Below are 12,123 nucleotides of genomic sequence, written 5' to 3'. Positions count from 1 at the left end.
AATTTATTTTACGGTCCCCTCTCCCTGACCCTCTCCCTCAAGGGGAGAGGGGACTATCTTAAAAAACTTCTCCACTTCTTCCCTATCGTCAAAATGAATCTTCTTTTTTCCGATGATTTGATAATCCTCATGCCCTTTGCCAGCGATTAAAATAATATCCCCCGACTTGGAGCATTGCAAAATGGAACGAATAGCCGCTGCACGATCCAGCTCAATACAATAATTGGAATTTTCCTGCCAGCCTTCCTGCTTCAAACCCGGCAAAATTTGATCCACTATTTTTTTAGGATCTTCGGTTCTGGGATTGTCACTGGTGACCCACGCAAAATCGGCCAGCTTTGCAACGGCCTGGCCCATCAAAGGGCGCTTGAGAGAATCGCGATCACCGCCACAACCAAAAAGCACCAGCAATTTCCCCCGCTTCAGGCGCTCTTCTTGACCTTGCAGGCTTTTGAGGGATTCTAACACCTGGGTCAAGGCATCCGGAGTGTGCGCATAATCCACAACGACAGTCACTCCTTGGGTATTCTCTATTTTTTCAAGACGACCGGGAACCTTCTTAAAAACCCGTATCCCCTCTTCGATTGCTTGTTTAGGTATTCCCAAGGAAAGTGATGTAGCCACCACCCCTAACAAATTCGACAAATTGTATTGCCCCACCAAAGCACTGTCACAACGGATTTTTCCCTGTGGACTCTCGATCTCGGCGACAATCCCTTTCAGGGTAATGGAGACCTGAGAGGGATAAAGCTGAGCGCCTGAATTTTTACTGAGAGAGAAGGTGCAAGGCACATAAGAATATTTCTTTTCAGCAAGCCTTTTCCCATAGGGATCATCCAGATTAAAAATCCCGTATTTTTTTTCTTTTTTACTTTCGTTCAGCAAGCGCTCAAACAAAAGACATTTGGCCGCAAAATAGTCTTCCATATTCTTGTGAAAATCGAGGTGCTCGGGGCTCAGATTTGTAAAAAGTGCTGCGTCAAAATCAATCTCATCCACTCGATGTTGTAGGAGGGCATGAGAGGACACCTCCATCACCAGAGACTTTGCACCTTCATTCACAAAATCACGCAACATCTTTTGAAGCTCTAAAGATTCCGGAGTGGTGTGGCTTGCTTCAATAAAATGTTGACCATGACGATAATTGATGGTGCCAAAAACAGCAGGAGAATATCCAGCCAGTTCCAAAATAGATTCCAAAAGATAGCTGCTGCTGGTTTTTCCGTTGGTTCCCGTAATGCCCACACTGAGGATCTTGCAACTGGGATACTGATAAAAATGGGAGGCGAGAATCGCCAGACTTTGACGCGTATTTTGCACCTGTACAAAAGTTGGACCGGAAGGAAAGCCCGCTGGAAGCGATTCACAAACGATCACCGAGGCCCCTTGCTGAAGGGCTTTGGAAATAAACACATGCCCATCCACTTGCAGCCCCCTCAAGGCCACAAAGAGGTCTCCCTTTTTTACCTTTCGACTATCATAGCAAATCTGCGCAAAGGCTTGGTCCAAGGGGCCTTGGACTTGAAGGGGCTTAAGATGGGGGAGGAAAGGGTTTAAATTCATATTTTAAAGGTCTATCACTGCGCCACAGGCGCCTTAAAAATCAATTTTACTTTTTCTCCACGACGAACCACTTCACCAGCTGCAGGACTTTGCCCCACACACACGCCAGAACCCTCAACCACAATCTCAAATTCAGGTCTCCGCCACTCTCTCAGTAATTCCCTCAACATTTTCCCTTTGCAACTGGGTAAGCGATACGAACCACTGTCTACTTCCACTAAATCTTGAGGAAAATCCGGGGCAGTGGAGACAGCGGTTTTTTCTTTTTTGTTTTCTTTTTTCTCCTTCAGCGGATGGGTAGATTTCGTTTCAGGATTTTTCTTAGCCTCCTTGGGCTCATCCGCCTTGGTCATCATCACAGGCATAGAATCATTTTTAGGTGCGACCCCCAAATAAGGCAAGGTCTGGCGAACAATATCCCGAAAGACCGGTGCAGCAATCACCCCTCCAAAATGTTGCCCCTTGGGTTCGTTGATGGACACCAACACGGCAATTTTAGGATCATCCGCCGGAGCAATCCCCGCAAAACTCCCAATGTATTTTCCTTCGGCATAACCTTTTTTGCCTTCGGAAACTTTCTGAGCCGTTCCGGTTTTTCCAGCCGTACCGTATTCTTCTACCTGTGCGGCCGTTCCGGTACCCCCTGGACCCACCACCAGCTTCAACAACTCTCGAAGTATCTTTGCGTTTTCCTCTTTCATCACCCGCCGCAGAACCTGGGGCTCTGTCTGTTTCAAAACCACCCCTTTGGAATCCACAATTTTTTTCACGATATACGGCTTCATCAAGTTGCCACCATTGGCAATAGCAGAATAAGCGGTCACAACTTGGATAGGAGTCACGCCTATCCCTTGGCCAAAGGCAATGGTGCTCATTTGCAGGGTGGACCATTTTTTGGGAGAACCAATAATTCCGCTCACTTCTCCCGGGACATCAATGCCTGTCTTGGAACCAAAGCCAAAACCCTGCACCGTTTTTGAAAAAAATTCCTTCCCCACATATTGAGCCACTTTCAACGACCCAATATTACTGGAGACGCGGATAATGTCCGGCAAGGCCATCATTCCATAACCGGCTCCATGGTCCTTGATGGTAAATTTATCAATGTGATACGAACCTCCTTCACAATTAAACTTTTGCTGCAAATTCACCTTGCCGCTTTCCAAGGCCGCAGCAGCGGTAATGGCCTTGAAGATACTGCCGGGTTCAAAGTTGTCGCTTACTACCCTGTTTTTCCAATTTTGAAGGTCTGTGCTGAAATATTGATTGGGGTCAAAATCAGGCACCGAGGCCATCGCTAAAACTTCACCCGTATGTACATCCATGACCAAAGCGATGGCGCTTTTGGCTTGAGTTTTCTCGAGCGCAACATTCAATTCCTTTTCGGTGATGAACTGGATCGTCTTGTCTAACGTCAACACCACATTGTTCGGGTTTTCGAGTTCAACAAAGGAAAGAGGCAGATAACTTTGCCCTCGCGCATCTTGACTCACCACCACCGGTTCCGCAGCAGAACGTAGCTCCTTGTCATAGAAAAGCTCCAAGCCCCCCAGAGCAACCGAGTCAAAACCCACCGCTCCCAAAATAGTCGCCGCCAAATTCTTGTTGGGGTAGAAGCGTTTGCATTCTTTGACTATGCCCAAGGCTTCATGGTGAAAATTCTGAATTTTTTGGGATTCTTCCGGACTCATTCGACGCTTAATCCATACGAAACGTTTATCTTTTTCCAAATCTTTTTGTAATTTTTCACTGTCGACATTCAAAAGAGAGGATATTTTTTTGGCAAATTCCTTCGTGTCAGAAACCTGCTTGGGGTTAACGTAGACCGAATCTACTTTCACATCGATGGCCAGCTCTTCCCCTTTAGAGTCGTAAATATTCCCCCGCTTGGAGACCAAGGTTATTTTTTTTTGATACTGCGATTCCGCTAATTTTGAAAGCTTCGCATTGTCCATCAAATGCAAGATGAAAGCTCTACCCACAATCACAGCAAAAAAAAGACAAGCGCCCATTGCCACCAGCAAAATACGGCGTCGGACTTTTTTTTCTGAAAACACGGGGGGATTAAAACGCTTTGGAGAACTCCTCATGAATTTTAGCGATGAGGGGAAATACCCGCAATGCTCGCAATTTTTTGCGTTTTCTTATCGGAAATAGTACTTAGCTTTTTTGAGGAAATTTTAGAATGGCTTGCCTGACTAGCTAGAACAGGCTTTTCTATCGATTTTACCTTGGAATTTTTTTGTGCAACCTTTGCTTTTGAGCTTTTGGCAAGCTTGGAAACTTTCTTTAGAGCCAATTCTTTTTTAGCAACCACGCCTATTTTCTTGGGTTCTAATTTTATTTTGGAAGAGTTTTTGGCCAACAAACCACCCTTTTGGGCAGTTACTTTTTTTACCGCGGCAGGGACAGATTTCTTGCTCAATTCTGTAACAGACTTGCCTTTTTCAGGATTCACTTCAGTCTTGGCGAACTCTGTACTCACCGCTTGAACAGAAAGAACCTGGCTCTTCTGGGGTAAATCCATCTTCAATTCATTTTTTGCCATGTTCTCCAATCGAATGGGGGATTTCAAAGAAGCAACTTCCAAACTCAAGCGTTTATTCTCATCTTGCAATTGCTCTTTGAGAGTGATTTCTCGATTAATGGAATAACCCAAATTCACGATTTGAATTCGGGACCAGATGTAGAAAAGGGAACAGAAAAAAACTACAAAGACTAACGCAAGCAAGTAGTAAAACAAAACTCCCTTCACTCGCTCCACCTTCGCGGATGTAGGCCTCACTCGAAAACGTTGGGAAGCACCCCATGTGGAGCTGGCAACGGACATAAATCACCTTATTTTTTTTCAAATATTCTTAGCTTTGCGCTTCGTGCTCGCGGGTTAATCACAAGTTCTTCCTCGCTCGCTTCTAAGGGCTTCTTGGTAATAATCTTAAAATCCTCTCGACCCCGAAAGGCCCATTTTACCTTTCGATCTTCTAGCGAATGAAAACTAATGATCAAAACCCGAGCCCCTGTATTCAAATATGAAAAGTCCTGTTTTAAAAACTGATCCAAACACTCCAGCTCTCGATTCACCGCAATTCTCAGAGCCTGAAAAACCTTGGTTGCCGGATGAGTCCGTCCATGCCTGAATTTGCCAGGGACACTGCGTTCAATGACTTGTGCCAAATCTTTCGTCGTTTGAAACGGCCTTGCAGAGCGAACTTCAGTAATATTTCTAGCAATTCGCCCTGCAAACCGTTCCTCCCCAAACTTTTGAAAAATTTCCTTCAATTCCTCTTCGGAACTTTCATTCACATAATCTGCCGCGGTCCAAGTATCTTCTTCTTCATTCATGCGCATATCGAGGGGGCCCTCGTTGACAAAACTGAAACCACGCCGGGCCTCGTCAATCTGAAAACTTGAAAACCCCAAATCGAGCAAGATCCCATCAATTTTCTGAAACCCATTTTTTTTTAAAAGATCCTGAATTTCTGGATAAATCCCCCGTAACGCCAAAAAACGCTCCCCAAATCTCTCCAAGCGTTTTTTGGCATACGAGAGGGCAAAGGCATCGCGATCAATTCCAATCAATTTCCCTTCTTGAGACAAGGCATTCAATATGGCTTCCGCATGCCCTGCTCCACCCAAGGTCCCATCCACATAAACTCCAGCGGGCTTAACCTGAAGGCCTGCTATCACTTCATTTAAAAGAACAGGAATGTGTTGCACTAATGCCAAGTTCTCCAATTTGAACTAAACGAAATCACGGCATCCGGAACGGTTTCAAAATTTTCAACGGATTCTTGAGCCCCTACAAAACGAAAAATTTTCTGAGTATAATCGCTCATGGCCGCAAATTTTAAATCGGCATGATAATTTTTCATTTTCCTCACGGCTCCCATCAAAACCTCTGCACTGGGATAATGCACGTGATCCACTTCACTAAAATTAAGCACCATTTTCCGGTGATGAGTTCGCAGCAATGAAAATAAAGCCTGCTCCAAGCCACGAACTTCTTCGGGGCCCAGATCACCGTTTAAATCGAGAACCGCAACATCTTCATATTCATTTAATTGCATCATGTCAGATTCCTAAATTGGCTAAAGATTCCATCGATTCACTTATTTGTTGCTGAGAACGCTCAAATTCTTTTACCCAGCGTTCGTGCGACCAGATTTCAACACGCCTGATCATCCCCACAAAAACAATGTCTTTTTCGATTCCGGCATAATCTCGAAGCGAAGGGGGCACCAAAATTCGTCCTTGCTTATCTACCAGACACTCCTGAGCAGCCGAAATAAACACCCGCTGCAGGGCCTTTACTTCGGGTTTAAACTGCGGCAAGACCGACACTTTTTCTTCGATCGCCTGCCATTCCTTCACTGGATAGGCCCACAAACAATTATCAAAATTGGTCACAATCAAGCGGTCGTCGTAATTCGTGGAGAGCACTTCACGGAACTTGGCAGGAACCGAGGTCCTCCCCTTGGCATCGATGGTATTTTCGAAGCGTCCGCGAAACATAATTGATTTTGACCTTATTACAAGACTTTTTTACCACTTTATCCCACTATTTGGGAGAGTAAACCACCGGAAAGGAAAGTGTCAATAGAGGATAGTAAAGAAAAACAAAAAAGAGAGAAAATAGCCAAATTTTATAGGGTTTTTTTGTCCTAAAAAAACAAAGGAAAAAACAGAAGGAAAAAAAAGAGGAGAATTAATACAAATTCTTATAACTCCAATAATTTCGCAGAACCAATTTCACATAAAGATTGGTCTCCGAAAAAGGAATTTCTTCCACAAATTCATCGGAATCCAAACCAGGAAACTGAGCTGCCCATTGGGGAGGGCGCCCTGGGCCTGCATTGTAACCGGCGATGGCATAAACCCAATTGTTTGAAAAACGAACCAGCAAAGCCGAGAGCTCCGCTGAACCCGCCTGGATATTATCGGCGGGGTTAAACAAATTCCCCAAAACAAAACCGGCTGCCTTTGCACGGGATCTCGCAGTAGCAGGAAGCAACTGCATCAGGCCTTGCGCATTGGCAGAAGAAGTCACCCAAGGTTGAAAGGCAGATTCTTGACGCATGAGCCCAACAATCAATTGAGGTTCCAAGGCAAATTCCCCAGCAGCCTTTTCTATCTCTTTTTTAAAGGGAAATGGAAACTGAAGGGAATTGCGCGCATCTTCAGCAGCGCGGGGGCTTGCGAAGAGGGGCCTAAAATTGTCCCAGTATTTTTGGGCAATAAGTACCTTTAGAAAAGGGGCCGCAGACGATTTGGATTGAGCCAAAAAAGTTTTGAGCACTTCAGGATTTGCTTTTGCTTCATCGATGGCAAAATTCAATTCATCCCGAAACCAGCGCCCCATGTCATTGTCGTAGAGGGTTTCAATTTTTTGAACACGTATATTTTTTCGAGTAATTTTTTCAGTGTTGCCTGGCCAGTTGTTTAGCAAGCCCTGCTTCCAGCCTGCAGGCATTTTTGGGGCAACTTGAAAGCTACCCAGATTCTGAACTTTCTTTAAGGCCAAAAAACCATAGTAGGTGAAGGGAGCTAGTTCCGAAGCTTGAACAAAAGCCTCTGAGGCTTTTTTATTTTCATTCATCTTCTCAAAACTTCGAGCATACCAATAGGCAGCCTTAGCCTGAGTGGGAAAATCAGAAGCGCCCTCTTGTAAATCCTTCAAAAATTCTTGAGCCTGCCCATATTGCTTATTTTCGTAGGAAGCCCAGGCCACCTGCCAAAGCAATTTATCTCTCAAGTCATTTTTAAAACCCTTCCTCACACAAGATTTCAAAACTTCTGAACTTGCAGCTTCCCCATTCTGTTTGGCCCGGCGATAACAGGCTTCTGCCGCCTGGGGGCTTGTCGGATATTTTTTTTCTATCTCCTGATAAATAGCATCCGCCTCCGATTTAAATCCCAACTTTTCGTTCGCCTGGCCTAAATCGATCAGGGCTAAGGCATTTTCTTCATCCAGCATTGCCTGCGTCGCTTCGTTTAATAAGGGAATGGCCTCGCTGTATTTTTTGAGGGCATAAAGCGCGCGGCCTCTTTTTATTTTTGCCTCGGTCAAAGAACTTTTCTGATACGCCCGCTCGGCACCAAAGAAATTCTTTACCTCAAATAACGCATCGCCACGCTGCTTGTACTCCTCGGCAGTCAGCTCGGGGATGAGCAAAGAGACATCTTCATTCAAAAAGGACAAGGCATTAGGATAAGATACGTACGCCTCTTTGAGATAGGCCTGAGCTGCCACATTCTCACCTAATTCAGTTTCTGACTTTCCTAAATAATAGAGGGCCTCACCGCGTGCATCTTTTGTAAGCTTGCCCAATTGAGTTGAAAGATATTCTTTGGCTTTTTGACTTTGTTTTTGTTCCCAATAAACACGGCCCAAAGAAACGACTGCCCTCTGCCAAAAGAGACTGGCAGGATGATTTTTAGTGAGATTTTCCAGATTTTTTTGAGCGACTGGCCAATCTTTTTGTTCCAGGGCAGACTTCCCCAAAATCCAAAGCGGGTAATCCTGCAAGTTGGCGGGGATAGCACCTTGCTGGGCTTGCATCATAGCGGATGAATAATTTTTATTTTGAAAAGCCTCGTAGGCTTCCTTCAATCCCGCATGGAGAGTTGGTGAAAAAAAAAGTAAAGCCAAAAGCAAAAAAATAGTGAGACTTTTTTTCATCAATAAATGACCTTATTCAAAGGATACTCCACAATCCCCTCCGCACCGGCCCGTTTGAGGACAGGAATAATATCCCTCACTTTTTTCTCGTCGAGGATGATTTCAACCGACACCCATTCGCTATCTGATTGCCCGGAGATTGTGGGCGTATGCAGCGCAGGGAGTTTGGAGACAATCTCATCTAATTTCTTTCGAGGGGCATTCAACTTCAAACCCACCTTGGTCTCGGCAATCAAGGCCCCGTTCAACATCAAGGCAATGTTTTCGATTTTTTCACGTTTCCATCCATCTTTCCAAGCCTCTTTGTTGGCAATCAGCACGGTAACGGATTCTAAAATAGATTCGATAATTTTTAAATTATTTGCACGAAGAGAAGATCCGGTTTCAGTGAGTTCAACAATCGCATCGGCCAATAGCGGAGGTTTTACCTCGGTGGCCCCCCAGGAAAATTCCACCTCGGCCTTGACGCCCTGCTTTTTCAGATAGCGTTTGGTGTAGCCCACCAGTTCGGTCGCCACGCGTTTTCCCTCCAAATCTTTGGAGGATTTGATTTTGGAATCATTGGGCACCGCTATCACCCAGCGAATGGGGTTTAGAGTCGCCTTGGAATATTTCAGCTCGCACACTTCATGCACGTTGGAATCATTTTCCATCACCCAGTCCCGTCCGCATAAACCCACATCCAACACCCCATTTTCAACATAACGGCTCATTTCCTGAGAACGAATGAGTAAACCGGACAACTCGGGATCATCGATACTGGGCACATAAGCACGAGAACCTAAATTGATAGACCAACCTGCTTTTTTAAATAGACGAAAGGTGGATTCTTGGAGAGAACCCTTGGGAAGACCGAGTTTGAGTGGTTTGGACATAGTGCACACATAAATCCTCCCTCCCTTGAGGGGAGGGAGTTGGAGGGAGGGTGTAAATCCATTTGGAGCCACCCTCTCCCTAACCCTCTCCCCTCAAGGGAGAGGGGATATCGATTAAGTAATTGTAATAAGAGTGAAAAACACAGACTCACAAGCCTTGTAAAGAAATTTTAAGATGCTGCTCCATTTTCCTAAAAATTTAATCTACTTCGTGGTGCCTTTGGGACTCTATTTTCTCTTCGCCTCTCTCCTTCAAAAACCTTTCGGATTATGGGGAATCAGCCTGGCTCAGCTGGGCTGTTTGGCCCTTCCCGCTTATTGGGGAAGGCAACACCTTGCTGAAAAACAATTCAAAACTCCAAACATTAAGGATGTTTTACTTACTTTATTACTCACTTTTTTTGCGATTTGGCTCATCAACATTTTGATGAGCATACAGGAAAATTTCTACCCTATGCCACAAGCCCTGGAACAACATTTTGAAAAATTAATGCAAATGCAGAGTACAAGCGAAACCATTGCCAAGACGATTATTTTAACCTTCACTCCCGCTATTTGTGAGGAGATGCTCTTTCGAGGTTTTCTGCAACCTTTGTGGAAAAAGGATCTCGGCCAGAAAGGGATACTCCTGGCTACCTTTTTCTTCGCCCTCTGCCATGGCAATTTTCTGTATTTCCACTTCTATTTTTTACTGGGATTATTTTTGGCAGGATTGAAAGAATGGAAACAGAATTTGTGGCTCTGCATTCTGGCGCATTTGCTGAATAATTTGTGTACTCTGTTCACGGTTAACCCCTCTCCCTAAGCCTCTCCCGCAAGGGGAAAGGGGATTTTTGAAACAACTCTTGATCAAACTGCTGCTCCGCAAAATAAGAAGACCTTACAAAAGGACCTGAAGCCACATGTGGAAAACCCAATTTTTTGGCATATTGCCCAATTTCTTCAAACTGCTCTGGCGTATAATATTTATCGATAGGCAGATGCTTTTGGGTCGGAGGCAGATATTGACCCACAGTTAAAATATCGCACTGAGTCTGTTCACGAAGATCTTTCAAAGTTTCTAAAATCTCCTCCCAACTTTCACCCAAGCCCAGCATGATGCCTGATTTATTAATCAAACCAAACGCTTTGGCCTTTTGGAGTACAAAGAGAGACCGCTCATAATTCGCCTGGGGTCGCACCGTCTTTTGCAGACGCGAAACTGTTTCCAAATTATGATTGAGGATGTTAGGCCCTGCTTCAAATACGCGCTGCAGCGATTCTTCACGACCTTTGAAATCAGGAATCAACACTTCTAAAATTAAGTTAGGATCTTTTTCTCGCACTTTTTCGATGGTTTGAGCAAAAATTTCAGCCCCGCCGTCGGGCAAATCGTCCCGATCCACCGAAGTAATCACAATATGTCGCAGCCCCAGTTTGGAAACTGACTCTGCCACTCGCCGGGGCTCATCCCAATCGGTCACCAAAGGCCTTCCTGTCTTCACCGCACAAAACCCGCAAGAACGGGTACAGGTGTCTCCCAAAATTAGGATGGTAGTAGATCGCCTATCCCAACATTCACCGATATTGGGGCATTGCGCCTCCTCACAAACCGTGTGCAAACCCGATTCGCGCAACAGCCCCTTCAGTTCATGAAAGTTTTTTCCGGAGGGAATTTTTGCCCTAAGCCAAGAGGGTTTCATAGTGAGCTAATAATTGAATTTCTTAGTCAAGGTGACGGGCTGCAAAGCATCGCCTTCTTTTTGCCAATACCATTCTAAAGAAATGAGAATTTTGTAATCTTTGGGATCAATGGCCGTCTCGACGACCATCTTTCCCTGGGCATTTTTGCGATATTGGGTCCAGGGCATGGGGTTGCTAGAAACTTTTGGATTAATGTCCAGCACCGAAACCAAAACAGCCGTAGTTTTTTTGCCAAAATATTCGTCTTTCGGATCGTCATTCAAATATTCAATGAGATTTTTCCCTTTGTACATCAGCGGAGAAATGAGGACTTCTAGAATATTTTCACCTTTTTTGAGATGTTGGGACACCTTGGCAAAGGGAAGCAAGTTCATGCAATTTTCCAATTCAATATTGATCTCTTCCTGCTTCTGGGTTTTCTCATTAAATTTGGATTCATTCATCGTGCAAGGTGCAGAGAAATTATTAATGACACTGTCATTAAGCTTCACCTCCACACGAACATGTTTCGAATAAAAGACAGCCATTCCAAAAGGGCTGGCAGATTCCTGGGCACCCACCTTTAGAGGAGTTGTAAACGACAAGAGGAGTAGCAGAATTCCCATTATTTTTTTCACAATTTCTCCCTCATTTTTTTAAAATCTAATGCTTGATTTCCTTCACACCCTTCACCGACTTAAACTCAAACACTTCTTCAGCAATTCCAGAGTTTGTTTTTACATTCTTAAAAAAATAATGGCTGGTATTGCCCGATTCGTTTTTGAGGAAGGCTTCACTCACCAGATGTGATTTTTTATCGAAACCCAGGATCAATTCATCCAATTTACTTTGTTCATTTTTGGGGATAAGCAAAAGCCAATCCAAATCGTCTTTCACGTTAAGCCTGGCTTGTTCTTCTTGAGTGACGGCACTCACACGAAATTGAGCACGGAGATTTCCCAAACCGCCCAAGAAAGAAAGCGCCTCTTCGGGAATGGTCTTGGCACTGACACCATAGACATTTACCTGAGTGTCTCCTTTATCGTAGACCCAAAGTTTTTTTCCGTTACTGATATAGTCACGACCTTCTTCGCCGTCGTAGGAAACTTTAAACTTTCCAGGTTTTTTAAAAAAAGTTTTTCCCGCTTTTTCGATTTCTCGACCTATAGATTGCACCTGGATTTTTTGGGTGAATTCTGAGGAAACATCTGTAGCTTTTTCGTAGGTGGCCTGGATTTGCTGGATGCTTTGTTCGAGAGAGCTAGCTCGGAGTCCATAAGGCAGAATTAAAAAAAACAGAAGAAATAAAAAGCAAATTTTTTTAGTGGGGAAATAACTCATAAT

At 44.4% G+C, this 12,123-nt stretch carries 12 protein-coding genes; 1 reads left to right on the top strand and 11 read right to left on the bottom strand.

Features of this window, described 5'->3' with window-relative positions:
- Nucleotides 1-3: 3 nt before the first annotated feature.
- The 8 genes from HQM15_03975 to HQM15_03940 form a co-directional block, all read right to left on the bottom strand.
- Nucleotides 4-1,563 (bottom strand): UDP-N-acetylmuramoyl-L-alanyl-D-glutamate--2,6-diaminopimelate ligase, encoded by a 1,560-nt coding sequence (locus tag HQM15_03975; protein MBF0491918.1) that lies wholly within the window; start codon nucleotides 1,561-1,563, stop codon nucleotides 4-6.
- A 14-nt stretch (nucleotides 1,564-1,577) separates the two neighbouring features.
- Nucleotides 1,578-3,653, bottom strand: a complete 2,076-nt coding sequence (locus tag HQM15_03970; GenBank protein MBF0491917.1) for a penicillin-binding protein — start codon at nucleotides 3,651-3,653, stop codon at nucleotides 1,578-1,580.
- A 5-nt stretch (nucleotides 3,654-3,658) separates the two neighbouring features.
- Nucleotides 3,659-4,393 carry a cell division protein FtsL gene (ftsL, locus tag HQM15_03965; protein MBF0491916.1) on the bottom strand — a complete coding sequence of 245 codons (735 nt, stop codon included), beginning with the start codon at nucleotides 4,391-4,393 and terminating at the stop codon, nucleotides 3,659-3,661.
- Nucleotides 4,394-4,401: 8 nt separating this feature from the next.
- Entirely contained in the window at nucleotides 4,402-5,289 is an 888-nt protein-coding gene (gene rsmH / locus HQM15_03960) for a 16S rRNA (cytosine(1402)-N(4))-methyltransferase RsmH (GenBank protein MBF0491915.1), read from the bottom strand.
- Entirely contained in the window at nucleotides 5,280-5,633 is a 354-nt protein-coding gene (locus HQM15_03955; protein ID MBF0491914.1) for an STAS domain-containing protein, read from the bottom strand. The genes rsmH and HQM15_03955 overlap by 10 nt, the downstream gene beginning before the upstream one ends.
- A 1-nt stretch (nucleotide 5,634) precedes the next feature.
- Nucleotides 5,635-6,075 carry a division/cell wall cluster transcriptional repressor MraZ gene (gene mraZ, locus HQM15_03950; GenBank protein ID MBF0491913.1) on the bottom strand — a complete coding sequence of 147 codons (441 nt, stop codon included), beginning with the start codon at nucleotides 6,073-6,075 and terminating at the stop codon, nucleotides 5,635-5,637.
- A gap of 193 nt (nucleotides 6,076-6,268) precedes the next feature.
- On the bottom strand, nucleotides 6,269-8,242 hold the full coding sequence (locus HQM15_03945; protein ID MBF0491912.1) for a transglycosylase SLT domain-containing protein: 1,974 nt from the start codon (nucleotides 8,240-8,242) through the stop codon (nucleotides 6,269-6,271).
- A complete protein-coding gene (locus HQM15_03940; GenBank protein ID MBF0491911.1) occupies nucleotides 8,242-9,117 on the bottom strand; it encodes an ATP phosphoribosyltransferase in 876 nt (291 codons plus the stop codon). The genes HQM15_03945 and HQM15_03940 overlap by 1 nt, the downstream gene beginning before the upstream one ends.
- 175 nt (nucleotides 9,118-9,292) lie before the next feature.
- On the opposite strand from HQM15_03940, the gene HQM15_03935 reads away from it, so the two are divergent.
- A complete protein-coding gene (locus HQM15_03935) occupies nucleotides 9,293-9,922 on the top strand; it encodes a CPBP family intramembrane metalloprotease (protein ID MBF0491910.1) in 630 nt (209 codons plus the stop codon).
- Here HQM15_03935 and lipA read toward each other — a convergent pair.
- The 3 genes from lipA to HQM15_03920 are packed head-to-tail and all read right to left on the bottom strand — an operon-like array spanning nucleotide 9,906 to nucleotide 12,120.
- Nucleotides 9,906-10,799: a lipoyl synthase gene (lipA, locus tag HQM15_03930; GenBank protein MBF0491909.1), complete on the bottom strand. Its 894-nt coding sequence runs from the start codon at nucleotides 10,797-10,799 to the stop codon at nucleotides 9,906-9,908. The two genes, HQM15_03935 and lipA, sit on opposite strands and share 17 nt — an antisense overlap.
- Before the next feature lie 6 nt (nucleotides 10,800-10,805).
- Nucleotides 10,806-11,417 carry a hypothetical protein gene (locus HQM15_03925; protein MBF0491908.1) on the bottom strand — a complete coding sequence of 204 codons (612 nt, stop codon included), beginning with the start codon at nucleotides 11,415-11,417 and terminating at the stop codon, nucleotides 10,806-10,808.
- Between the two features lie 25 nt (nucleotides 11,418-11,442).
- Nucleotides 11,443-12,120, bottom strand: a complete 678-nt coding sequence (locus HQM15_03920) for an outer membrane lipoprotein carrier protein LolA (GenBank protein MBF0491907.1) — start codon at nucleotides 12,118-12,120, stop codon at nucleotides 11,443-11,445.
- Between the last annotated feature and the right edge of the window lie 3 nt (nucleotides 12,121-12,123).

It is taken from the genome of Deltaproteobacteria bacterium, from assembly GCA_015233135.1.
Taxonomy (GTDB): Bacteria; UBA10199; UBA10199; order JADFYH01; family JADFYH01; genus JADFYH01.
This window is presented reverse-complemented; position numbering and strand designations above follow the sequence as displayed.